This is a genomic window from Terrihabitans aquatilis, assembly GCF_052542005.1.
On sequence record NZ_JBOCUO010000003.1, the window covers coordinates 569,627 to 594,087 of the forward strand.

At 65.6% G+C, this 24,461-nt stretch carries 15 protein-coding genes; 7 read left to right on the forward strand and 8 right to left on the reverse strand.

The window, feature by feature from the left end:
- Positions 1-1,749, reverse strand: a complete 1,749-nt coding sequence (locus tag ACQ6S1_RS13715) for a type I secretion system permease/ATPase (protein ID WP_445041768.1) — start codon at positions 1,747-1,749, stop codon at positions 1-3.
- A 585-nt stretch (positions 1,750-2,334) separates the two neighbouring features.
- Between ACQ6S1_RS13715 and ACQ6S1_RS13720 the strand changes: the two genes are divergently transcribed.
- Entirely contained in the window at positions 2,335-3,936 is a 1,602-nt protein-coding gene (locus tag ACQ6S1_RS13720; RefSeq protein WP_445041769.1) for a calcium-binding protein, read from the forward strand.
- Between the two features lie 133 nt (positions 3,937-4,069).
- On the opposite strand, the gene ACQ6S1_RS13725 is transcribed toward ACQ6S1_RS13720, so the two are convergent.
- The 5 genes from ACQ6S1_RS13725 to ACQ6S1_RS13745 all read right to left on the reverse strand — a co-directional run bounded on the left by ACQ6S1_RS13725 (position 4,070) and on the right by ACQ6S1_RS13745 (position 11,853).
- A complete protein-coding gene (locus tag ACQ6S1_RS13725; RefSeq protein WP_445041770.1) occupies positions 4,070-5,416 on the reverse strand; it encodes an oligosaccharide repeat unit polymerase in 1,347 nt (448 codons plus the stop codon).
- A gap of 1 nt (position 5,417) precedes the next feature.
- Positions 5,418-7,883 (reverse strand): glycosyltransferase family 2 protein, encoded by a 2,466-nt coding sequence (locus tag ACQ6S1_RS13730; RefSeq protein ID WP_445042029.1) that lies wholly within the window; start codon positions 7,881-7,883, stop codon positions 5,418-5,420.
- A gap of 9 nt (positions 7,884-7,892) precedes the next feature.
- Entirely contained in the window at positions 7,893-8,720 is an 828-nt protein-coding gene (locus ACQ6S1_RS13735) for a hypothetical protein (protein ID WP_445041771.1), read from the reverse strand.
- Positions 8,721-8,945: 225 nt separating this feature from the next.
- Positions 8,946-11,135, reverse strand: a complete 2,190-nt coding sequence (locus ACQ6S1_RS13740; RefSeq protein WP_445041772.1) for a glycosyltransferase family 2 protein — start codon at positions 11,133-11,135, stop codon at positions 8,946-8,948.
- Positions 11,136-11,142: 7 nt separating this feature from the next.
- Positions 11,143-11,853, reverse strand: coding sequence for a class I SAM-dependent methyltransferase (locus tag ACQ6S1_RS13745; protein WP_445041773.1), 711 nt, complete (start codon positions 11,851-11,853; stop codon positions 11,143-11,145).
- Between the two features lie 164 nt (positions 11,854-12,017).
- Here ACQ6S1_RS13745 and ACQ6S1_RS13750 point away from each other — a divergent pair, with 164 nt between their 5' ends.
- Genes ACQ6S1_RS13750 through ACQ6S1_RS13775 form a run of 6 tightly spaced genes read left to right on the forward strand, consistent with a single transcriptional unit; the run spans position 12,018 to position 20,673 of the window.
- Entirely contained in the window at positions 12,018-13,013 is a 996-nt protein-coding gene (locus tag ACQ6S1_RS13750; protein WP_445041774.1) for a hypothetical protein, read from the forward strand.
- Between the two features lie 47 nt (positions 13,014-13,060).
- Positions 13,061-13,630: a dTDP-4-dehydrorhamnose 3,5-epimerase gene (gene rfbC / locus ACQ6S1_RS13755; RefSeq protein WP_445041775.1), complete on the forward strand. Its 570-nt coding sequence runs from the start codon at positions 13,061-13,063 to the stop codon at positions 13,628-13,630.
- A 30-nt stretch (positions 13,631-13,660) separates the two neighbouring features.
- On the forward strand, positions 13,661-14,719 hold the full coding sequence (gene rfbB, locus ACQ6S1_RS13760) for a dTDP-glucose 4,6-dehydratase (RefSeq protein ID WP_445041776.1): 1,059 nt from the start codon (positions 13,661-13,663) through the stop codon (positions 14,717-14,719).
- Positions 14,719-15,594 (forward strand): dTDP-4-dehydrorhamnose reductase, encoded by an 876-nt coding sequence (gene rfbD / locus ACQ6S1_RS13765; protein ID WP_445041777.1) that lies wholly within the window; start codon positions 14,719-14,721, stop codon positions 15,592-15,594. Before rfbB ends, rfbD begins: the two co-directional genes overlap by 1 nt.
- A 33-nt stretch (positions 15,595-15,627) precedes the next feature.
- Positions 15,628-16,497 carry a glucose-1-phosphate thymidylyltransferase RfbA gene (gene rfbA, locus ACQ6S1_RS13770; RefSeq protein WP_445041778.1) on the forward strand — a complete coding sequence of 290 codons (870 nt, stop codon included), beginning with the start codon at positions 15,628-15,630 and terminating at the stop codon, positions 16,495-16,497.
- 21 nt (positions 16,498-16,518) lie between these two features.
- Positions 16,519-20,673 (forward strand): glycoside hydrolase family 99-like domain-containing protein, encoded by a 4,155-nt coding sequence (locus tag ACQ6S1_RS13775; protein ID WP_445041779.1) that lies wholly within the window; start codon positions 16,519-16,521, stop codon positions 20,671-20,673.
- On the opposite strand, the gene ACQ6S1_RS13780 is transcribed toward ACQ6S1_RS13775, so the two are convergent.
- Entirely contained in the window at positions 20,674-23,265 is a 2,592-nt protein-coding gene (locus ACQ6S1_RS13780; RefSeq protein ID WP_445041780.1) for a glycosyltransferase, read from the reverse strand. It lies immediately after the preceding gene.
- Positions 23,262-24,347 carry a DUF6212 domain-containing protein gene (locus tag ACQ6S1_RS13785; protein WP_445041781.1) on the reverse strand — a complete coding sequence of 362 codons (1,086 nt, stop codon included), beginning with the start codon at positions 24,345-24,347 and terminating at the stop codon, positions 23,262-23,264. The genes ACQ6S1_RS13780 and ACQ6S1_RS13785 overlap by 4 nt, the downstream gene beginning before the upstream one ends.
- Positions 24,348-24,461 lie beyond the last annotated feature (114 nt).

Here is a 24,461-nt window from a genome sequence, read left to right on the forward strand (position 1 = left end):
TCAATTCCTCTGCGCCTCGGCCGTGCCCTGGATGACGGACAGCGACGGCGCCGCCTTCAGGCGCGGCATGCGGCTGGCGATGAGCTCGCGCGAGCCGAAGGCCTGCACCGTGCCACTGTTGAGGATCAGCACGTCGTCGCAATAGCTCAGGAGATTGAGCTTGTGGGTGATGACGACGACCGTGATGTCCATGGCCTGCAGCTTCTGCAGCATGAGCGCGAGCGCCTGTTCGCCCTGCGCGTCGAGATTGGCGTTCGGCTCGTCCAGCACGACGAGCTTGGGCTCGTCATAGACGGCGCGGGCAAGCGCGATCCGGTGGCGCTGGCCGCCCGACAGCACGTGCCCGCCGGGGCCGACGCGGGTGCCGTAACCCTTCGGCAGGCTGCGGATCAGGTCCTGGATACCCGCAAGCTCGGCCGCGGCGATCACCTTGTGCATGTTCTGGCTGCAGGACGGATCGAAACGGGCGATGTTCTCCGCGATCGTGCCGGGCAGCAGCTCGACCTCCTGGGCCAGATAGCCCAGATGAGCGCCGAGAAAATCCTGGTTGATGTGGTTGATGTCGTGGTCGCCGATGGATACCTGCCCACGGCGCGGCCGCCAGATGCCGACGAGAATGCGCGCCAGGCATGATTTGCCGGCCCCGTTCGGCCCGACCACGCCGAGCACGCGACCCTGCGGCAACGCAAACGAGATGTCGTTCAGGATGATCCGATCCTCGCCCGGGGCGGAGGCGAACACGCGCTGCACGGCCAGCGTGCCGTCAAGCGCGGGAACGGCGAATTCCGTGCCCTGCTGCTCGGCATCCGACAGAAGGTCGTCGAGCCGGCGGAAGGCCGCCGCGAATCCGGTGTACATCTGCCAATTGGTGACGATGCCGACGATGGGATTGATGCCGCGCATCATGGCGATGGTGAGAACGATGAGGCCGTTGAGCGCCATCTCGTTCTGCACATAGAGAAAGCCGCCGACGCTGAACAGAAGCACCATCTGGGAGTTGCGAATGAACAGCAGGGCGCCGGCAATGTAATGGGTCCGGCCCTGGCTGACGTCGCGCCAGCCCAGCATGGCGTTGTGATACGAATACCAGCGTTCCCGCAACACGGGCAGCATGCCGAGCGCCCGAACCGATTCGGAGTTCTGCGCCACGGACATGCTGAACTCGTTCGCCGCCTGCGACGATTTCTGCTGCTCCTTGGAATGCTCCCGGCTGAGCCGTTCATTGCTCACCGACAGCAGGGCCGACACCATCCAGACCACGATGGCGAGGACGACGAACACCCAATGGACGAGCGCCATGATGAGGATGAAGAAGGGCGCCCACATCGCATCCATCAACGTGGTGACGGGGCTGCCCGACAGGAAATCGCGCGTGGTGTTGAAATCCTGCACGGCGCTGAAGGCGGCGGCGCGGCCGCGCATCTGGGAGCGGCTCACGGCATCGAACACCCGGCGGCTGAGGCGCCGGTCCAGATCGATGCCGAGGCGGGCGAGCGCCTTCTTCCGCAGCATTTCCAGCGTGCAATAGATGAAGATGAGGAAGAACGCGATAAAGGCCAGGCTAAGGAGCGTGGATCCGCTGCGGCTGAGCACGACCCGGTCGAGAACCTGCTCGGCGAACAATGGCGACGTCAAAGCAAGAACCGCCATCAGAAAGCTGAAAAAGATCAATACACCATAAGCGGGCGCAAGTATCCTCAGCTCCCGCTTAAGTGGTGACGTCTTTTCCGTGTTTGCTGCTGTCTTCATTCCAGCTCGCCCTTGCGGTGCAATCAGCACGCGCCGTTCCAGTCAGAACCCATCGAAGAGGCAGAACTGAGGCCGATCGCGTTGATAGAGTTTACATGAAACTGCGATCCGCGAAGAGAAGGATAATCTAAAAATATTCTAGTCTTTGACGTCTCGATAAAATCGTGAATGTCAAATGCAAATTCTGCATTGCAGGGGTGCGCCAAGACGTGAAGGGCGGGTGTAATTTCTGAGGGGCTGAATGCCGGTGTCGAGGCGGGTACCCCGAACGTGTAGAATATCAGGGCATTCCCGGCCGCGCCGTGCACCCTAGCGAAGGGTCAGTTCGAACAATAATGACTATAGTGTGAACACGACTAAACTTGCAACGATTTGAACATCGACATGTGAGGTTTACCGGGCTACCCAACTTGTGGTACGTAAAAGACCGAGTGCGGAAATATACAACAATTTCAATCCGAAACGTGCAGTGCGCGAGCGGATGTGCCGAATGAAAGTATTCGTGAGCCTTTGAGGGTTTCGGCTCATGAATAGTTGTTGCACGCGTGTGAGTTCAAATAATCGGCGGCAGAAAGGGGGTGTTCGATGGCCACTTATGATCTTAGCGGAGCACAGCTCGACGAGCGGCTCTCGTCAAACTTCGACGACGCTACACGAACCAATATTATCGACTATCTGAATGATCGTGGCGTCTTCGACGACGATACGGCCACGACCGAGGTCGACGGATACGTTTCTCCGACAGACGACGCGGAAGTCGTGCTGGTGGATCAGGCGTATCAGCCAAACGTGACGTTCACGGCGGATGACGCGCCGGACGCCTACATCGTCAACACCTCCAGCGACGCCCACGTCGTTGCCGGTTCTAACCAGGATCTCCTGGTCGCGACCGCAGGCGGCGACGACTACATCGAACTGACCGCGACGGGCGACACCGAAGTGTATGCCGGTGCGGGCAATGACACGATCAAGGCCGGCGGCGGCGCCGATACGGTGTTCGCAGGCTCGGGCGACGACTTCCTGGTCGCTGGTTCCGGCAATTCGACGCTTTACGGCGAAGACGGCGACGACATCCTCTTCGAGGACGGTTCCGACGGCAGCATCCTCGATGGTGGCGCGGGCAATGACACGATCTATGCCGGCGGCGGCGGTGGCGACACCCTGATCGGTGGCACGGGCGACGATTACCTTCAGGCGATCGACGGCAACAACCTGCTTCAGGGCGGCGCCGACGACGACATCCTGCTGGCGGGTTCGGGCAACGATACGCTGGAAGGCGGCTCGGGCAACGACACCCTGTTTGCCGGCACCGGCACGGGCAGCCTGTCCGGCGGCGAGGGCGACGACCTCGTATGGGGCAATGACGGCTACAGCATCGACGGTGGCGCAGGTAACGACACGTTGTGGGCGGGCACGTCCGAAGACGGCGGCACCCTCGTCAGCGGCGGCGCCGGCAATGACGAAATCCACGGTGGCGAAGGCAACGACACGCTGTTCGGCGGTTCGGGCGATGACGTCATCTACGGCAACAGCGGCAACAACGCGATCAATGGCGGCGAAGGTAATGATACCCTCGTGGGCGGCGATGGCGTTGATACGATCGCCGGTGGCGTCGGCGACGACCTAATCTACGGCTCGGCCGGAGGCGGTCTGATCCTCGGCGGCGACGGCGCAGACACCATTTATGGTGGCGATGTCGGCACCCAGATCTACGGTCAGGATGGCAACGACCTCGTCGAAGGCGGCGCTGGCAACGACACCATCTACGGTGGCGAAGGCAACGATACGCTGTTCGGTGGTGGCGGCGACGATCTGCTCAACGGCGGTGAAGGCGACGACTGGCTGCTCGCGGGCAGCGGCTCCGACACCCTGTATGGTGGCGACGGCAACGACAGCTTCATCAGCGGTGCGGATGCGGCCGAAATGCATGGCGACGCGGGCGACGACACGTTCTACATCGTGGGCGGAACCAACGACACCATCTACGGTGGCGAAGGCAACGACGTGGTGGACTTCTCGGTCGCTGGCGACGGCTACCAGACCCGTACCACCGCGGAATTCGAAGCAGCCAGCATCGACCAGTTGGGCAACGGCGTTACCCGCATCACGTTTGGCGACGGCCAGTCGATCGACGTGTCGGGCATCGAGACGCTCCGCTTCACAGACGGCGAGACGAACCTCAGCTGATCGCCCCCACGGGCACAGTTCGCAAAAATTCAAGGCAGGCGCTCCGGCGCCTGCCTTTCTTTTTGTGCGTCGGGATCAGGCTTTGCTCAGATAGATGCCGGACGGATCCCGGTCCCCGAAAGGGCGTATGGATCTATCGCCGGGCGATCGTGGGGCTTCGGCCCGCAATGTTGCGTGAGCGCTGCGGCATGAAACGGTCGATCAACGCAGCAAGGCCGATCGGACCCACGCAGAACAGGAAAAAGTCGAGGATCTTGTAGCTGCCGTCGCGCGCCCATTGCAGAAGCAGCGCGATCATCCAGAAATAGGCGCAGAAAAAATAGATCGAGACGTCCGGCCGGCAGAAACGGCGGAACATGCGTCCGTAGAACGCGCCCACCAGCCCCAGAGTGACGACGATCCCGGCATAGCCGAGGCTCATCCAGCCGTCCCCGACGAGCGAGGGCGTGCGCGAGGCGAACCGTCCATAGGCCTGCAGATTGACGAGGTTGACCGGCGAGCCCACCGGCTTGTCCGCCCAGATCGCGCGTGGGATGGGCTGGGTGAGAACGCCGAGATATTGCGTGAAATACGAGAAGGTGCCGCTGACCTCGGGCACCTTGCCGACGACATAGGTCAGAAACTCGAAATTCGCGAAGTCCGGATGATTGCCGAACGACGAATCGCTGAGGCTGACGTCGAGATCGAAATCACCCGCCAGGATGGCGTTGCGATTCTGCCCGACGACGACAAACCCCAGCAAAGCCACGACGATGATGAGGTAATGGCGCACGCGGAAGGTCATCTGCCGCCGTGCGTAGAGAACCGCCAGGAGCGTCACCAGCACGCCGATGACCAGCGGCCAGCGTTCGCCGAGCTGCAACGCCACCAGCAGGCAGAACGTGAGCGGACCGTACGACCACCAGCGATTGCCCGTCGCCACCGCGAAGAACAGGCTGAACGGAAACGCCATGTAGCGCGCAAACAGCACATAGGCCGTGGTGTCGGTGAGGAGGCGCGCGCCCGTCGTCGGATCGATCGAGATGTTGAGCCGGCTGAGCTCGAACAGCACGTCCGTGTCGTAGGCCTGCCGCATCGTGAAGGCGAGGAAGAAGGAATAGAGAATGAGAGGCGACAGGATGAGCGCCGCCGCCGCGACGCTCGTCACATGGCGCTGCGTGATCGGGGGCGTCGCAAGCGTCGGAAAGTGCGGGCGGAAGCCGAGCGCCGCGATGTAGGCCAGCGTAAAGGCCAGAAGCCCGAGATCGGCCACGAACAGGGTTTTCAGGAAAACCCCTTCGTCCGGGTGGAAACCCATGAACAGGAATTCGGAATCCAGCCCGAACAGATGCACCGCCAGCGGACGCTGCACGAACACCATGAAATGGAAGGCCAGATAAATGAACAGGCCCGAATAGACGTTGGCATAGCCCCGGTAGAACAGGACGCTGCACAGCAGCAGAAAGAAGAAGGTGTGGGCGGCGAGCGCGAATCCGATCATCTCACATCATAGTCCGCGTCGCGTGCGCCCGCTCGGGGCTTTGCCGGTGTGGCCCGGCCGGTTCGTGTGCGCCGCCGATCCATGCGGCGAGGTGCGCGGCAAGGCTGCCGGGATCGTTCAGCCGATCCGGCGTGAGATGGAGATCGCCGACGGCGATGCCGGCCGGCCCGGACCATGAGAATCGGGCAAGCGGCAGCGCAAGCTGCACGCAGGCCGTTTCAATCGGGTGTCCGAACAAGGGCTTGTCGGGCAGGATCAGGGCGTGAGTGATGCCGTGCTGGCGCGTGGCTTCCGCGATGTCGCCCGGCAGAACGGGGCCGGTGACGAAGGTGTTCGGCACCTGCATCAGGGCGAGATCGTCGAGCGTGCGCCCGATCACGACCAGGCCCAGCTCGGGCAAACGAGCGGAGAGCTCCCGGATCAGGACGTCGAGCGCACGAAAACTGGCCGCCGAGCCTCGAAGAGGCACGATACCGAGGCGGCGAGGGCCGTCGGGAGCTGAGGCGACGCGAGGGCGCGCGGCTGCCGCGACTTCGTGGATCCGTGCCGCTGGGAAAACATCGCGGGCGAATGCGGCGGCGGAAGAGTCCGGTGCGAAAAGGCGACGAGCCTGCGGAATAGTGGCCACCTCCGCGTCGGCGATCAGGACGTCGAAGCCGCGACCAAGCCCTGCGAGCTCCGCCATGAGATCCGGCCCGATGGCGGATGGCTGCGTGATTTCGATACGTGTGTGGGGCCAGTTGCGGAGCAGAGCTCTGAAACAGGCGCGTTGCTCTGTGTGACCGAAGTCGACACAGGCCGCGTGAGGCAGCCCACCGTCTGGCCCCGTGAGTTTCAGCTCGTCGCCGTCGACCTCCACGATCATCGCCGATTCGTTCTGCTCAGCGAGGCGACGGGCGCGTTCTTCGGCGATCAGCCGGTAGGTGCCGGGGCCGGTGAAAAGCAGGCAATCGGGCGGCGACAAAGCGGGCAGCAGATGCCGTTGCAGCGCCGACCGCGCCGGAGCCAGGGGATCGAGCGCCAGAAAAGACGCGCATTCCGCGCGGTAATCCGGAAAGCGGCGTTCCAGAACCGCGAGATTGCGCACCACGAGCGAGCGCTTCTCTCGCCGGAACGAGCGCGAGCCTTCATGCCCCACATAGACGTTTCCCGCGCAGACGCTGCGCAGACCAACCCGCCGGCCGCGCAGGCACCAATCGACGTCTTCGAGATAGCCGCGATGATAATCGGCCGAGAGCGGCCCGACCGCATCGAGGAAAGTGCGCGTCACGTAAAGGCAGAAGCCGATGCCGTTTGGAAGATCGATGATGTTGTCCACGTTCGCAGAAGCCGCCGACCGGTCGATCTCCGCCACCGCCTCGCTTGCTGGCAGGGGATTGCTCGTGAAGGGCACCGGCAGGCTCGTGAACTCGCCATTGTTGGATAAGGGGGTGACGGTGCCGATGTCCGGCGCGGAATGCGCGGCGGCGGCCAACCTCTGGATCGCGCCCGGCGGAACGATGGTGTCGGCGTTGAGGAGGAGCACGTCGCCGCCGATGGCGCAGGCGAGGCCGCGATTGACGGTCTCGACGAAACCGAGGTTTTGGCTGTTGCGCACAAGGACGACGTTCGGTGTAAGCGCAATGCGGGAGAGCAGATCGCCCATCGCGGGCTCGGGGGCCGCGTCGTCCACGATCACAAGCCGCCAATCGGGGTGGGAGGCGAGTTGCGGCACGACGCTGTCGAGGCAGGCCGTGGTCGCCGGCACGTCGGCATAGACCGGCACGATGATTGTGAGCGAGGCCGTGTGGCGTGGATCTTCATTGGGACGCGCAAAGGCAGACGCGCCGAACCGGCTCGAATGGAAAACGTCGCCGTTCTGCGAAAGAGAGACGCTGAGGATCCGGCTGTCGGGCGGCAGGGAAAGGTGGAAGCCGGCGGCGGATGGAAAGACTTGCCCCAGCGGGTGACGCGGATCGGCGGCGCGGGCATGTCGCAGCACGCCGGAATCGGTTTCGATGTGAATGTCGAGCGGGGCCTTGTCCTGCCAGGCGGCCCAGCCTTCGATGCTCTGGCCGATGACGGTAAGCGTGCCGATCGCAACCATGCCATCCCCTCGCAGGAGGATGGCGGCGCGGGCGAGGATCGCCGGATCGTGCTCGATGGGGATCAGCACCTGCGCCGCGATACGCGCCCGGTCCGGATCGGCCCACGCAAGAAGGCGGCGATTGGTGGCGAGGTCGTCGGGCGCGATCTCGATCGCGCGTTCGAGCGTCGCCAATGCCGCTTCGCGATGGCCAAGCCCGCGCAGAGCCTCCGCCAGCAGGTTGAGATGAGGGGGCTCGGCGCGCCGCAGAAGGCGGCAGAGGCGGTCCGCCAGCCGGAACGCGATGTCGTGATTTGACGAGCTGAGCGCGCGCACGACGCCGTGTTCCAGCGCCACGATGTGGGTGTCGACCTGGAAGAAGCCCGGATCGTCCGGGCGCATCGCCGTCACTTACGCCGAATTGGCGTTCGCTTTGCCACGAAAGACCCGGACCTTGGGAGAGGCAGCACCGCGTGTGGGCTTCGGCAGCGAGACCGGGGTGGGCGTGCGATAGGCGGGGGCTTGCGCAGGCTGCTCCGCGGCGGCCTCGATGCTGAGGCGAAGGCCCACCAGAGGCTCGTGCCGGGACGGGCCGGCCAGCTGAATGCGCGAGCCCGCCGAACGCTGCGTCGGCGAACCGAGAAAGAGGGCCTCCGCCACGAGCTTCTGCCCGGAGGATGCCCCGACAAGCTCAAGCGTGAGGCCGACGATCGGCATGGCGCGGCCACGGCTGCCGACAAAGGAGCCGAGACCCTGAAGGCCGGAATTCGTCACATTGCGCTGGCCGTAATGCGCCGCATAGCGCAAATCGAGCCCGGGCGGCCGGTTGGGCCAGTCGATGGCAATGCCCTCGATGCGCGAGGGGGCAGAGGGGCCGCCGGCCCATTCGTCCGAACCGACGATGACATCGCCCCGGCCCGCCACATGGGCGAGAAGGCTGATGCCGGATGCGATGCGCGCATTGCCGCGAGGGCCGGCGTCATCCGCAAAATTGATGGCCTGCGCCACGGGCGGCGCGACTCGTTGCGGCGCGGGCGGCGTGCCTTGCGTCAACGCTTCGATTTCAACCGAAGCGGCAACCGAACCATTCGGAACCGAGGGCGAAACGCTCACGGCAAGCTGGGCCGGCGCATCCACGCGCACGACGACGCACGCGCCGGGCCGCCACAGTGCAGCGTCCCGCGAATCCGGATGGAGGATGGACTGGATCTGGCGCTCGCTGCCCGATGCCGGGGTCACCCGCACGCTCGGCGCGTTGGTCCGATCATCCGCGCTTGCGTATCGGATGAGAAAAAGGCCTCGCCTGAGGTCGATGATCTGTTGCCGTGACAAAACCGAGCACCCCATGCCGCTTCATCTATTCATACTATCGATTGGCCAGTGTTCCAAGACGAAGAGGCGGAAGTCTCTCGAGACCTTTTGATGACAATCAGAAGTATTGGGGTCTGATGCAGGCGGATCATCTTATGGTTGTGGTGGCTGGACGGAGCCAGAAGGCCATCGCGCGCCGCGATCCCGGGGCGGCCACGCGAGAGCCGTTGTCGCGAGATCACCAAGAGCGAGGGCAGGATGATGGTAAGGGTCCGACATCAGGGCCTGGCCCCACCTTTCGCGCAGGCGCTCGATCTCGGCGGACCCCGGAGCCGGGATGTGATCCGACGTCATCACTGCGTGAGGCGTGACGATGAGGCGCTCGCCCCGCTCTCGCATGCGCAGGGCCAGATCAACGGAGAACAGATCGCGCGGGAAGACCTGAGCGTCGAAGCCGCCGGCGGCGAGGGCGCCGGCACGGTCGAGCATCAGGCAGGCCGCGCCGGCGGCGCTGCGCTGATGAGCGACCCGCAGGACGTCGCCCGGTCCGTTCTGGCCGGCACGTGAATCGATGAAAGGCGAGGCAATCGAAAAAGCCGGGCCAAGTATGAGGCCGGCTTGAAGGATCGCGCCCCCGGCGTCGGCGATGACGGGAGCCGCAGCTGTGCAGCCATGTCCGATGCGTGACGCGAGTTCGTCGAGCCAGCCCTCGCTGGCCGCCTCAATGCCGTCATCCAGCAGGCAGACGAGAGGGGTTTTCGCGGTCCGCAGGCCCAGATCGAACAGGCGGGCGAGGCTGAAGGAGCCGGGCGCATTCAGCACCGTCGCGAGTGGCGGAAGATTGCCGAGAAGGGCGTGTGTGGCTGGGTCGGTTGATGAATTGTCGACGATGAGGATCGGTGCGGCACGGGCTTCCGCTGCGGGCATGATCGCCGCCAATGCCCGTTCCAGCCGTGCGGAACTGTTGCGGCCTGCGAGGAGAAGTGTGACGTCTCCTGCCGGGCGATGGCGGCGGATACGGATTGCCGGCAGAACCGACGTGCCGGACATGGGCTCGATTTCAGCGCGAACGCCGCTGTCCGTGAGGTGCTGGGCACTGGCTCTCAGAAGGGTGTCGGTGCCCGCCAGCAAAGCGTGGGACGGGATGGCAGCGACCGGAACCGGCAGATGCGCCACGGCTTCGGCCGGGCGATCCGTGCCGAGAATGGCGAGAAAGAGCGCGAACGGAGTGTCGGCTCCGTCGTCCAACGCGGCCAGAACATCATCCCGGCGTGCGGCGAACAGGCGCGCGGCATAGCCCTGCTCCAGATGGCGCTCGTAGTCGAATGCCGGAAAGAACAGGGGAGTGACGCCCCCGTTCGGCTGGAGAATGTCAAGGTCGCCATAGACGAGCTTTGTCTCGGGATGCGCCTCAAGAACGCCGGCCATGCGGTCGGCGCTGCCGGGTTCGAGCCGTGCCCCCTCCGGGCACAGGACAACGATGCCGGGGCCGGCAGGATCGGTCCCTATGACCTGCCGGAGTTCGTCCGCGTCGAAACTCAGTCCGTCGCCGGCTGGGAGGACCGCGACGCGATGGGGCACGGCCAGCGGAGGCGGCAGGGGAAAGCGGCTGCGCCATTGCGGATAATCGCGCAGGGGCAGCGAGGCCGGAAACAGGCGGTCGAACAAAGCGGCGCGGGCGTCTTCCTCCGGCGCATCGTCGTGCTTCGCAAGCCAGGACCGCAATCCGTCGGCGAAGGCGATGAAGGTGATGGGGCTGCCGCGCAGTTCGCGGCCCGTCTCGTCAAGGAAGGAGACGCGCCGCATCCGGCCATCGGCGTAGTGTTCGGGCAGATGCACGTCGAAGGCACGCAGCGGCCGGGGATCGCGCGAGCCGACGAAGGTATGCGTCCAGCCGCTCGGGCGTGCCCGCGCCACCGTAAGCCCTTCCACCAGCACATCGACATGGGTGCGGGCGGGGCGGTTGGTGCCGATCGTGCCGCGAAAGCGCAGGCCGCCGAGCCAGCGGACGTCGCCGTTGCCGAGAGGATCGCCGGAGGGGTGCCGGGCTTTGTCGGCAAGTGTGATCGGCGTGCCGACGGCGATGTCCAGATTGGCGAGGCGTGCCTCGACGTAGGATGCATCCGCCAGTTCGTGATCGCGCAGGAGAACGCTGAAGCCGTGCGACAAGGACAGGTCCGGCGCGGGCTGATCTGCCCGCACCAGCCGCAGAGGTAGATTGTCGATCAGCACCTCGACCGTGAAATGGCGATCGGGATTCATCGGGTCGAAGGCGAAACCGCAGAAGAGGTGCCGGTCGGCACGCTGAAACCTGCTCTGCAATCCGTCCGGGGCGTCGGTCATCGCGTCATCAACGGCACAGGACGAGCAGCGAACTGCCACCGAGAAGGCGCACCGCCCAGTCCGGATGGATTTTAAGGGCAAACGCGCGCAGCCAGCCCACGAAGCGGCTTCGGCGCGTGCGCCCGGGCGCGTCGACGGCGGCATGCGTGTAGCGCCAGTCCAGCACCTCGTAACCAGCGTCGTTCAATGTCGCGAGCGCTGTTTCCTTGCTGAAATAATGAAGGTGGCCGACCTTGCGGCGTGCATGGAGCAGGGGGCCGCTGGCGCGCAGCACGGTCTGCACGGACAGATCGAGCGGGAGGTGAATGATGTGGTGCTCCGCGCGCGGGCGCAGGGCCCGCAGGAAGCCCAGATAATCCTCCACATGCTCGACGACATCGAGCGTCAGAAGAAGGTCGTAACGATCCCCGGCCTCGGTGAGGTCTTCGAAGCGGAACCGGACACGGTCATTGGCGCGCGCGGCGCAGCGCTCATAGGCCAGCGGCGATACCTCGTAGCCGGTGAACGTGCTGTCCGGCAAAGCCTGCGCCAGCGCGTGCAAGACGAGCCCGCCGCCGCAGCCGACTTCGGCGATGCGGGAGGGCTGCATCCCGGCCGCCGACAGAAGCCGCAGGACATGGCCGGCTTTCCAATCGGAATCCTCCTCGTGCCAGCCAGGGTTTTGGGCCAGATAACTGCCGTCGTGATAGATCGAGCCGTCGGCGCGGGAAGCGGGCATGGAGGATCACGGGGGTGCTGAAACGGCGAGATCAGCGCTCTCGCAATGAAAACTACGCGAGGGGCCACCGGGCGTCCATAGACCCGCGCGCCGCTGCGAACCATAGTGCGCCCGGCGGGTGATTCCCTCGCCGGCGCAATCCGTTGGCAGATGATGGCGAGGATATGAGCGAGCAGGCGGCCCTTCCGAACTGGCAGCAGAACGCGGCCGAGTTGGCCGCGCAGGTCGCGGCCCGGCGCAGCCCGTTCAAGATCGTGCTGAAGACGAAGGACGACCCGGCCTTCCTGCGCCTGTGGCTGGCGCATCACCTCGCCTTCATGCCCGACGGGGCCATCCTGGTGATGGACAACGGGTCCACGTTGCCCGAAGTGCACGATATCTATCGGGAGAATGCGGCGCGGATCTTCGCCTTCTCCTACACGGGCTTCCACAACAACCTTCACCGCTACGAGATCTTCCCGGATCTGTACGAGGCGCTGCGGGCCTCGTGTGACGCCTATCTTTTTCTCGACACCGACGAACGGCTCTACGTGCCGGAGCGCGATGGCGATGAGGTGCGCATGGCGGTGGACCCGATACGGGCCATGGCGGCCCTGCTGGAGCGCGGCGGCGATGTGTTTCCCGGCCTGTGGCTGCACAATTACCTGCTGTCAGACCGGCATTTCTTCATCAACGATTATCCGGACCGGCTGCGCGACGGCCTGGTCTGGGGCAAGCCGATGCTGGCCTCGCGGCGCCCATTGCGGGGCGAGTTGAACCACAATGTGCAGGCGCTGGAGGGCAATCCGGACGCCGGGATCGGCGGCGGCATCGTGATCGCGCACATGACGCGGCTCGATCTCGATCAGCGCATCGGCACCAACATCCGCAAGCTCATCGCCCGGAAGGTGATCGCGGGTCCGGATGAGATATGGCCGCTTCTGGAAAGGCGCGGAGAGCCCGGAATCGAGGGCAATACCAAGCTCTACCTCGATGAGATCGCGGGCCTGCGCGGCATGTTGGCCCATGCGCCGCAGCCTCCGTCATCGACGCCGCGGGGTTGCTTGACGCTGAACCACGCCCAGGAGTTGCAATTCTTCGATCAGGATGGACGAAATCAGTTCAACCGCTTCGTCGATGACGCACAAACCTGTTGGCGATCGTTGAATCTTCGTCCCTAATAAAGCTACATCGGACGGCCACGAAGCGGGCGTGGCACCATGGGGGCATGGCCATGAATCCGGTTCAACTGATCAAGCCCAGGCGTTTCGGTGACGAGCGGGGCTGGTTCACGGAAGTCTACAGCGAACGGGCCTTTGCTCAGGCGGGCATCGAGGTTCGCTTCGTTCAGGACAATCATTCCCTGTCGCGCCCGGCAGGTGTGCTGCGGGGCCTTCATTTCCAGACGCCGTCCCACGGCCAGGACAAGCTGGTGCGCTGCGTGCGCGGCCGCATCTGGGACGTGGCGGTCGATGTGCGGAAGGGATCACCGACTTTCGGGGATTGGGTTGGGGCCGAGCTTTCGGCCGAGAACGGCCACCAATTGTTCGTGCCGATCGGTTTCGCCCACGGCTTTGTCACGCTCGATCCCGATACCGAGGTCACCTACAAGGTGTCCGATTTCTACGCGCCGGAATGCGATGGTGGTATCCGCTGGAACGATCCCGACATCGGCCTGCCCTGGCCGGTGCCGGGGCCACCGATCCTGTCGCCCAAGGACGAGATCCTGCCGCTGCTGGCGGATTTCGACAGCCCGTTCGCCTATGATGGAAATCCGCTGGAGCCGATCGACTCCTGATACGAACCGAACACGAGCAGGAATGATATCATGCGCGTTCTCGTCACCGGCGGCGCCGGCTTCATCGGTTCGGCTCTGGTGCGCCATCTCCTGGCGCAGCCCGATTACGAGGTCCTGAACTTCGACAAGCTGACCTATGCCGGCAGCCTGACCTCGCTCCATTCGGTGGATTCAAATCCGCGCTACCGCTTCGTGCAAGCCGATATCTGCGATGCCGAGGTGGTGGGGCGCACGCTGGCGGACTACCGGCCGGACGTGGTGGCGCATCTGGCGGCGGAATCGCACGTCGATCGCTCGATCGACAGCCCCGGCGCCTTCATCACCACGAATGTCGTCGGCACCTACACCATGCTGGAGCGGGCGCTGGCCTATTGGCGGGGCCTGCCGGAGGCCGAGGCGGCGCGCTTCCGCTTCCACCACATCTCCACCGACGAGGTGTTCGGATCGCTCGGGCCGGACGGCTTCTTCACGGAGGAGACGTCCTACGATCCCCGCTCGCCCTATTCGGCGTCGAAGGCGGGCTCGGACCATCTGGTCCGCGCCTGGGGCCACACCTACGGCCTGCCGGTACTAGTCACGAATTGCTCGAACAATTATGGGCCGTTCCATTTTCCGGAAAAGCTCATCCCGCTGATGATCATCAAATGCCTCGCGGGCGAGACGCTGCCTGTCTATGGCAAGGGCGACAACATCCGTGACTGGCTGTTCGTCGAGGACCATGTGGCGGCGCTGCAGGCAGTGTTCGAAAAGGGCGTCCCCGGCGAGACCTACAACATCGGCGGCAATTCCGAGCGCACGAACCTGCACGTGGTTGAGACGATCTGCTCGGCGCTCGACGAGCGTCGGCCCCGGGCGGACGGCAAATCCTATCGCGAGCAGATCGGCTTCGTGGCCGACCGGCCGGGCCACGACCAGCGCTACGCGATCGATGCCTCGAAGATCCGTGACAAATTGGGCTGGTCTCCGCGCGAAACGTTCGAGACGGGCATCGCCCGCACGGTGGATTGGTACCTCGCCAATGAAGGCTGGTGGCGCGAGATCCAGGCGCGCAGCTATGGCGGCGAACGCCTCGGCCTGAAGAGCGCCTGATGGACATCCTCGTCACCGGCGGCGCGGGACAGGTCGGGCTGGAGCTTCAGCGTTTTGCGTGGCCGCAGGGCATCAACGTGGTGGCGCCCGGGCGGGATGAGCTGGATCTGGCGCGGCCCGACAGCATAGAAGCCTATGTCGCCTCGCGGCGCTGGGGAGCGATCATCAACAGCGCCGCCTACACCGCCGTCGACAAGGCGGAGTCGGAGGTGGCTACGGCGTGGGCGATCAATGCGCTGGCGCCGGCGGTTCTGGCTCATGCTGCGGCGCGGGTCGAAACCCCCATCGTGCAGGTCTCGACCGATTATGTGTTCGATGGCGCCAAGGACGGCATTTATCTGGAGAACGACCCGGTCGGCCCCGTCGGCGTCTACGGCGCGTCGAAGGAGGGTGGCGAACAGGCCGTGCGCACCGCCAATCCGCGCCACGCCATCGTGCGCACCGCGTGGGTGGTGAGCGCGCACCGCGCAAATTTCGTCAAGACAATGCTGCGCGTTGGCGCGGAGCGGCCGGTGCTGCGCGTGGTCGGCGACCAGCGCGGCTGCCCGACGAGCGCGGCGGATCTGGCGGCGGCGTTGGCGCGGATCGCTCTGCGGCTGGCGGATGATTCCGACGCGCCCGTGGGCACCTATCATTTCGTCAATGCCGGCGAGACCAGCTGGCACGGCTTCGCCGAGGAAATCTTCGCGCAGGCGCGGGAGAGGAACGGTCCGCAACCCGAGGTGCAGGCGATCACCACTGCGGATTATCCCACGCCGGCCCGCAGGCCGGCCAATTCGCGCCTGTCGACGGCGGCGATCGAACGGGATTTCGGCATCGTGCCGCGGCATTGGCAGGCCGCGCTGGCGGACATCATCGCCGAACTGATGGATTGATCACCGCGAACGAATTCGCGGCAAGGGGGCATCATGAAGGGCATCGTTCTGGCCGGCGGCTCCGGCACCAGGCTGTATCCGGCGACGCTTGCCATCAACAAGCAATTGCTGCCGATCTACGACAAGCCGATGATCTATTATCCCTTGTCGGTGCTGATGCTGGCGCACATCCGTGACATCCTGCTGATCTCGTCGCCGGAATACATCGACAATTACAAGCGCCTGTTCGGCAATGGCGAGATGTTCGGCATAAACCTGTCCTACGCCGTCCAGGAACGGCCGGAAGGACTGGCGCAGGCCTTCGTGCTGGGACGCGACTTCGTGGGCGACGACCAGGCGGCGCTCGTGCTGGGCGACAACATCTTCTTCGGCGCCGGCATGCGGCAGACCTTGCAGCGCGCCGTCGAGCGGCCGACCGGGGCGACGGTCTTCGCCTACCGCGTCGATGACCCGGAGCGCTACGGCGTGGTGCAGCTCGACGCGGACCGCCGGGCGATCAGCCTGGAGGAAAAGCCGAAAGAGCCGAAGTCGAACTACGCCGTGACCGGGCTCTATTTCTACGACAACCGCGTGCTCGACATGGCGGCCAGCCTGAAGCCTTCGGCCCGCGGAGAGCTTGAGATCACCGACATCAATCGCCTGTACATGGAGAAGGGCGAATTGTTCGTGGAGGAATTGTCGCGCGGCTATGCGTGGCTCGACACCGGCACCCATGACAGCCTGCTGGAGGCCTCCGAATTCGTGCGCGTCATCCAGCACCGGCAGGGCGTGCAGATCGCCTGCCTGGAGGAAATCGCCTTCCACAACGGCTTTATCGGGCGCGAGCAATTGCTGGCGCGCGGCCAGGCGCTGTCGAAGACCGCCTACGGCCGCTACCTGATGGAGGTCGCGAACGAGGATTAGGGCCCAACGGGCCGGAGAGCGATGATGACCTCGACGCCACCTCTTTCGACGCTTCCCACCGCGCTCGATGCGACCGCCTCCGGCTGGGCCGGTGCGGTGGAAACCGTGTCCCGCGATTTCGGAATCGGCGGCTGGCTGGTCGAGCGGCCGTTCTCCGGAACCCCCCAACGCATCGAATTGATGTGCGCCGGCCATCGGCTCGGATCGACCTATGCGATCGCCGCGCGGCCGACGGACGGCCAGATGGTGGAGCGCGCCGACTTCATCTTCCTGTGGACGCAAGTCGATGCGGGGGCGCTCGCCGCCCTCGATGACGTGGAGCCGAACACCCCCATCGATTTCGTGCTGGCCTCCGCCGAGGCCGGACTGACGGTGACGGCGGCGCGCGCACCGCGACTGGCGGATCTGCGAAAGCATCTGGCGAAGGCCGATCTCGACCGTCTGCGCGAGCGATTTCCGCTCCTGCACGATTATTCGGAGATCGCGGAATCGGGCCTGTTCGATGCCGACTTTTATCGGCAGGACCGGGATCTCGTTCCCGTTCGGGACGGCGATCTGCTGCGGCATTATCTGACCGAAGGCGAAGCGGAAGGCGCGCGGCCGAACCGTTTCTTCGACCCCACCTTCTATCTGAAGGCCGGCGGTGCGGCGGAAGGCGGTGCGCTCCGCCATTATCTGCGCTCCGGAGAAGCGGCGGGCTTCAGGCCCTCGGTCATCTTCGAGCCGGAATGGTACGCCGCGACCTATGGGCTCGACCTGTCGGAGGCCAATGCTCTTGCGCATTATCTACGCCATCGAGCGGGCAACGAGGTTTCGCCGAACCGCTATTTCGACCCGGCCTATTATCTGGGCGAGAACGCGGATGTGCGCAAAGCCGGCGTGGACGCCTTCGAGCATTGGTACGATTGGGGCATTCCGGAAGGCCGTAAGGGATCGGCCGAGTTCGACCCGGCCTATGTGACGCGGCGTTATCTGGGGCAGGGCTTGGGCCGCAATCCGCTCGATGCCTTCATGGATGTTGGCCGCGAGCTCGGTTGGAACCCGGTGATGGGGCGGGACGCGCCGTCGTTGCACCGCGAGATCGCCGAGAACAGCGCGCCCGGGCCTTTGTTCGAAACGCTCTCGCCGCCCGAGGCGGCCGAATGGCGCGCCAAGGTGCTGGCGTTCCACCTGCCGCAATTCCACGCCATTCCGGAAAATGACGAATGGTGGGGCGAGGGCTTCACCGAATGGCGCAATCTGGCGCGCGGCATGCCCCGCTTTCGTGGCCATTACCAGCCCCGCATCCCGCGCGATTTCGGGTTCTATGACCTGACCGACGGCGTGACCTTGCAGAAGCAGGTGGAACTGGCCGCCGCGATGGGCGTGCACGGCTTCTGCTTCTATTATTACAACTTCAACGGCCACCGCCTGCTGGAGACGCCGCTCGACGCCTTCGTCGAGGACCCCGACATCGAATTCCCGTTCTGCCTGATGTGGGCGAACGAGAACTGGACCCGGCGCTGGGACGGCATGGAGGACGAGGTGCTGATCCGGCAGGATTATGCACCCGAGGAAAGCGCGGCTTTGATCGCCGACATCGCCCGCTACATGGAGCGGCCGAACTACATCCGGATCGGCGACCGGCCGGTCTTCTTCATCTACCGCGCCGACATCATCCCCGATTGCGCGGCGACATTGGCGCATTGGCGCGACCTGTTCCGAAACGAGCACGGCCTCGATCCCATCATCGCCATGGCCCAGACTTTCGGCGTGACGGACCCGCGTCCGGACGGGTTCGACGGCGCGATCGAATTCCCCCCGCACAAGCTCGGCACGCATCTGCCGTGGATCAATTCCGAGCTCGAATTCCACGATCCCGGCTTCACCGGCAATGTGCGGTCCTATCCGCAGGCCGTGGACCTGTCGCTGGCCGACCTGCCGGGCGAATACCCGCTGATCAAGACCGCCTTTCCGATGTGGGACAACGATGCCCGCAGGCAGGGCACGGGCATGTGCTTCCACGGATCGACGCCGGAGGAGTTCCGCCGCTGGGTGGCCGGGCTAACGGAGATCGCCCAGCGCCAGCCATTCTTCGGCGAGCCGCTGGTGTGCATCAATGCCTGGAACGAATGGTGCGAGGGGGCTTATCTCGAGCCCGACTGCCATTTCGGCCATGCCTATGTGAACGCGCTGGCGCGTGCCGTGGCCTTGACGCGGCCCGCCGTGAACGTGTCGAGGATCGTGCTTGTCGGGCACGATGCCTTCCCGTCGGGCGCGCAGCAATTGCTGCTCAATCTCGGCCGCGTGCTGAAGCGCCGCTTCGGCATCGAGGTGCAGTTCGTGCTGATGGGCGAGGGCGCTCTGCTGGGTGAATACAGCGCCATCGGCCCCACCCATGTGGTGCGCGACACGCCCGCCAAATGGAAGGCGCTCGGCCGCCATCTCGCAAAGCTCAAGGCGCAGGGCTACGAGGCCGTCATCACCAATACGGTGTTTTCCGGCGCGGCGGCGGGCGTGCTGGCCGATCTCGGCTTCGAGGTGTGCTCGCTCATCCACGAATTGCCCACCATCGTGCGCGAGCGGCACGGCGTGGCGGAATATGAGCGCATCCGCGACCGCGCGGGCCTGACCGTATTCCCCAACCGCTTCGTGCAGGGCGAAGTGTCCGCCGCGTTCGGCGCGCCGCGGGGCCGCCAGCTGGTGCGCGCGCAGGGCAAGTACAAGAAGGTGGCGGTGCCGCCGGACGCCCGGCAGAAGGTCCGCGAGGAACTCGGCCTGCCGGCCTTCAGCCGCATCGTGATGAATGTCGGATACGGCGATTTCCGCAAGGGCATCGACGTGTTCATCCAGGTCGCGGCGCGGCTGGCGGGCACCCACCCCAACATCCATTTCGTGTGGGTGGGCGACCGTGACCCCGCAATGGGCCTGTGGCTGCAGCGCGAGATCGAGGCACGGCGGCTGACCAACGTCCATTTCGTGCCGTTCACGCGCGAGGTGGGGCGTTATCTCGGCGCAGCCGATCTGTTCTTCCTGTCCTCGCGAGAGGACCCGTTCCCGTCCGTCATTCTGGAGGCCCTGGCCTGTGGCCTGCCGGTGGCGGCGTTCGATTATGGCGGTGGCCATGTCGAGATGCTCGACGACCCGGCGCTGGGCGTGCTGATGCCGTTCATGGACGTGGAAGCCAGCGCCCGGATGATCGCCGCGCGCGCCTACGATCCCGCCCAGGCCGCGCCCCGTCGAATGGCCTATCGCAAGGAATTCGTGGAGGCCCGGTTCGGCTTCGAGGATTACGCGGCCGATCTGCTGGCGAACCTGTCGTCCGCCTACAGGACCGTGTCGGTCATCGTTCCGAACTACAATTACGCCCGCTATCTCGAAGCGCGGCTCGGCTCGATCCTCGACCAGGCCTATCCCGTCTTCGAGATCATCGTGCTGGACGATGCATCGACCGACGACAGCCTGAGCGTGGTCGAATCCATCGGGCCGAAGCACCGGCGCACGCTGCACCTGCATGTGAACCGCACGAATTCCGGCAATGTGTTCCGTCAGTGGAAGACGGGGCTCGACCGTGCGACCGGCGAATATGTCTGGATCGCCGAGGCGGATGATCTAGCCGACCCGGACTTTCTCGGGCGGATGGTGGCGCATCTTTCCGCAGCGCCCGATGCCGGCTTCGCCTTCTGCGATTCACGCGCGATCGATGCCGAGGGCGGGGCGCTCTATGACAGCTACAAGGGCTATTACGCCGAGCGTGGCGACCGGGGGCTCGACCGCGACGGCGTGTTCGAGAGCGCGGAATTCCTGCGTCGCTTCCTGGGCGAGCGCAATCTGGTGCTGAACGCCAGCGCCGTTCTGTGGCGGGCGGACCATCTGCGCGAGATTTTCGACACGCTGGGCGAGGAAGCGTTCTCGTTCTCCTGCGCCGGCGATTGGCGCATCTATCTGGAAAGCTGCCGCCGTGGCGCGGACGTGGCCTATTGCGCCGAGGCGCTCAACGTCCACCGCCGCCACGACGACAGCGTGACCCACTCGCTCGACCGATCGCGCCATTTTGCCGAGATCGAGCGCATCCACGATCTGGTTCTGGCCAATTTGCCGGACGATGCGGCGCTGGCGGAGGCGATCCGCCGCCACGACGAAGAACTCGCCGAGCATTGGGGCGTACGCCCGCGTGAGGACGCCGAGACGGTGTGATCAGGCCCCTTTGCTGCGGGCGTGAAGACGATCGGCGAGCGCGGCGGCAGACGCATCCCACGAGCGCTGGCGGCCGCGTTCGAGCGCGGCCAAGGAGAGGGCTCTCCAGCGTGCCGGGCTGTCGGCAAGATCGCAGATCGCCCGGGCGAAACCCTCGACCATCGCCGCCTCCGGCCCTTCCTCGATAAGCAGGCCGTCGGTGCCCGGGATCACTGCCTCCCGCAACGCGCCGACATCGCTCGCCACCGGCACGCAGCCGAACGCCTGCGCTTCGAGCACAGCGAGCGGCACGCCCTCCCAGCGCGAAGGCTGCACCAGGACGTGGCTGCCCCGATAAAGCGCGGCGAGGCGTTCGGGATCGGATGTCGGCGGCTCGATCTCGACGCCGAGCTGCGCGAATTGCGCGGGCCAGTCCTCGCCCCCTCCGTCCAGCACCGGGGCACCGATCACGCGCCATCGGATGTCCGGCACACGTTCGCGCGTCTCGCGGACGATGGCGAGCAGGCGGTCGATGCCTTTCTGGCGGTCGAGCCGGCCGAGAAACAGCACGCCGAAAGATGACGGTGCGGCGGTGTCGGAGCGGTGCCTTCGCAAGCCTTCGATCCCGCTTTCCTCCGGGCGGATCACAGGCGCGTTTGGGATGTGCAGGCACTTGCTGCGCGGCACGCCGAGCGCGGAGACGAGATCGAGCACCTGTTCGGAGCATCCCAGAACGAGATCGTAGGCCTGCTCGAAGGCGGCGCCGACATAAGGATGCCCGACCGGCCGGCCCGAAGGCGTGCGGTCGACGACATGGAGGTAGCAGGCGGTGAGAACGCCCGCCTGGCGCAGGCTGCCGATCACCCGGTTCGCGGCGAAGGCATGGCAATTGATCACGGCGTCGAGGCCGAGCAGGAGGCCCCGCAGGCGTTCGGACAGGGCGACATCGTCGTATTCGAGCGCGACGTCATGCCCGTCGATGCGGTGCGGTCCGCCCCAGATGGGAAGGTTTGGATCAGCCAGGAAGGTGACGCTGCGGAACGGGCCATCCACCACCATCTCCGCCGGCGCATGATCCGAATGCAGGAGGTAGAGATGGCAATCCACGCCGCGCGCGGTGAGGGCCTTCGCTACGCAAAACGTGGCCCGTTCCACCCCGCCGAAGGATGCGAAGGGCAGAACAAACCCGACTTGCGGAGGTCCGTTTGCCGGGCCGATGCGCGGCAGAAGCACCTCGGCCCGGCAGACGCGGCGCATATGGCCGTGGAGATCGCGCTTTCGGGGAAGTTCGCGCTCGCGCCACGCCCAGCGCGATCCGGCGGATGCGGACGGCGAATGGCTGATGCTCGACCAGAGTGCGCCGAGGGCTTTTGACGGCGCGGTGGGTTGCGGCCGTGAGGGAATGGCGATCCGCACATGCCGGCGGCCGGCCGGAAGAGGCGCCGCAGGAAACAGCGCCTCGAAACGCGCCGGACCCACCATGCCGAGCAGGGAGATCAGGCGCTCTGTGGCGATGAACCAGCCGTCGGCGGCGACGCTCTCGCCCTCTGCGGCGGCCCCGAGCCGAAGTCCGGGATTCGGCGATCCTGAGAGCACTACGGGAACCGCGAAGGGCTCGTCCAGCGCCGCGCGTTCCAGCAATGCGAGGGTGGAGTGAAGGAGACGCGCCTGCCGCAAATCGTCGAGGGCGCGCGGCGGAAGGATGAGCAGGAAGGGCGGGACGTCCTCGCGCTCCGGTTCGATGCGGCCGGCATGGAAGAGGCGGACAAATTCGGCACGGTCGATCGTCCGGGCCGGCAGATCGGGATCGGTGGCGAGGAGGAACGTTCCACCATCGGCGGTGATGGCAAAGCGCGGAACCTCGCCGTGCTCCTGCCGCATCAGGCCGCGCGGATCGTAGAGCGCGGCGTGCCGGGTCTTGAGGTGGGAGGTCAGGGCGTCGTGGCTGCGCGCCGCGCCGCTGAGCATGCTCTCCGCGCGCCGGCGATAATCAAATCCGAACCGGCAGGGCCGGCCGCGAAAGCCCTGCGCGATGGCCTGCAGCCAGAAATCCCAATCCTCATAGCCTTGCCGCATCGTCTCGTCGAACAGCACGCCGGCGTCGAACACGCGCCGGCGCACGAGGCTGCCGATCTCGCAGACATTCACCGAAATCCGATGGGTGAGGCTGCTGTAGGGGACGTCGTAATGGCCCGAGCCCGCCATGCCGAAGCGGTCGATCGGAGAATAGATCCAGTCTGCCTCGGGGTGGGCGTCGAGCTCCGCCATTGCGGTGCGCAGCGCCGATGGCGTGAGGGCATTGTCGGAATCGAGAAAGAACAGGGCCTCCACACTCGGCCATGCAAGCGCAGCTGCGATGCCCCGATTGCGGGCGCCGCTGAGACCACGATTGTCCTGCCGGATCACGCGGATGCGCGCATCGGCCTCGGCGAACATGGCCGACACGAGCGCGGTGTCCGGATCGGGGCAGCCGTCGTCGATGACCAGGACGGCGATCTCGAACGGGCAATCCTGCGCACAGACGCTGGACAGCGCCTCCGCGAGCAGGCCCGGCTGCCGGTAGGTCGGCACGACGACCGCGATGCGAGGGCCCGTCTGATCGGGCGTGCTCACAGCTCGATCCGGAAGCCGTGGAAGAACGCCGCGCGGGGTGGAGTGCCGCCTTCCACCAACTCGGCGGCGAGAACCAGCGTGCGAGCCGCCGAGCCCGCCGGGATCGACAGCGCAAGGCGGCCGGTGCCGTCCGGCGCGGGCGAGAGCCAGCCGGACATGCAGGCTCCGTCCTGCGGTCGTGACAGGGCGGCGATGGCTTCCTCCACGCTGGGGCCGACCGCCAGCGCAAACCGTGCATCGCCGGAGCCCTGCGAAACGATATCCGCGGAGACGCCGATCGTGTCGGCCGGCAGAATGGCGGGCAAAGCTCCGATGATCCTCTGGCCCGCTTGCGGCAGGCAGAGGATGCCCCCCGACGCATTGTCGTATCTGACGAGCTTTTCCGCGCGGCTGCCGGCAGGGCGCAGCTGGACCAGCGAGGACAGATCGCTCGCGGTGATCTCGCGGCGGACAGCCATGACGTCGGCCCGCCCGCGAGCGAGCGGCGCAACGGCAAAGCCGGGGCTCCCGGTCCAGATGCGCATGGCAAGCGGCGCATCCAGCGGAAGCGCCGTTCCACCATCGGCCCCGGCGCAATAGGCCGGAATCGGATGTGGCGTTGAGAGGCTGAGGAGGGGTGCGTTTTTCGCGTCCGCGATCCGGACTTCGAGGATCAGGCTGCGCGCGGTGCCCGCAATTGCCCGGCGCAGGGCGAACGGAGTCCAGCCGCTGGCGTCCGGCGGAAGAGGCCAGGCCGCGATTTCCTGATCGTCTTCCAACATGCGCAAGACGACATGGCCGACGCCCCCGCCAGCCTGCGGGAAATGCAGGGCGAAGGCGGCGAAGCCCAGGCTCGACACCGGCAATTCCTGCCGTATGACGGTGTCCGCCGTGCCGTCCGCAAGCGCCAGCGGGCGGCCCACAGGGTTCGAGAAGGCCAGGTGGAACGGCAGAAGACCGAGCGCCTGCAACCGGGTTTCGGTGTCGGCCATGGCGTTCTGCAGCACGCCGTGCTCGCGGCGCAGCGCGGCCAGCTGGCGGGAGAGGTCGACGAACAGGCGCGAGCGATCCGCGTCGTCCTCTCCGGCGTTCGACTGCGTCATGCCCGTGTTCCCGCCGCCAAGACCATGAATTTCCTTATCATCGCGGGCTGGTAAGTCCAGCGGCAAGGACATTGGTCGTGCCTTGAACACAATCGGGTTTTCTCTATCGTCCGC

Coding starts and splice junctions, on each gene's coding strand:
- ACQ6S1_RS13715 (WP_445041768.1), bottom strand. CDS start 1,749: ATGAAGACAGCAGCAAACACGGAAAAGACGTCACCACTTAAGCGGGAG.
- ACQ6S1_RS13720 (WP_445041769.1), top strand. CDS start 2,335: ATGGCCACTTATGATCTTAGCGGAGCACAGCTCGACGAGCGGCTCTCG.
- ACQ6S1_RS13725 (WP_445041770.1), bottom strand. CDS start 5,416: ATGATCGGATTCGCGCTCGCCGCCCACACCTTCTTCTTTCTGCTGCTG.
- ACQ6S1_RS13730 (WP_445042029.1), bottom strand. CDS start 7,883: ATGCGCCCGGACGATCCGGGCTTCTTCCAGGTCGACACCCACATCGTG.
- ACQ6S1_RS13740 (WP_445041772.1), bottom strand. CDS start 11,135: ATGACCGACGCCCCGGACGGATTGCAGAGCAGGTTTCAGCGTGCCGAC.
- ACQ6S1_RS13745 (WP_445041773.1), bottom strand. CDS start 11,853: ATGCCCGCTTCCCGCGCCGACGGCTCGATCTATCACGACGGCAGTTAT.
- ACQ6S1_RS13750 (WP_445041774.1), top strand. CDS start 12,018: ATGAGCGAGCAGGCGGCCCTTCCGAACTGGCAGCAGAACGCGGCCGAG.
- rfbC (WP_445041775.1), top strand. CDS start 13,061: ATGGCCATGAATCCGGTTCAACTGATCAAGCCCAGGCGTTTCGGTGAC.
- rfbB (WP_445041776.1), top strand. CDS start 13,661: ATGCGCGTTCTCGTCACCGGCGGCGCCGGCTTCATCGGTTCGGCTCTG.
- rfbD (WP_445041777.1), top strand. CDS start 14,719: ATGGACATCCTCGTCACCGGCGGCGCGGGACAGGTCGGGCTGGAGCTT.
- rfbA (WP_445041778.1), top strand. CDS start 15,628: ATGAAGGGCATCGTTCTGGCCGGCGGCTCCGGCACCAGGCTGTATCCG.
- ACQ6S1_RS13775 (WP_445041779.1), top strand. CDS start 16,519: ATGATGACCTCGACGCCACCTCTTTCGACGCTTCCCACCGCGCTCGAT.
- ACQ6S1_RS13785 (WP_445041781.1), bottom strand. CDS start 24,347: ATGACGCAGTCGAACGCCGGAGAGGACGACGCGGATCGCTCGCGCCTG.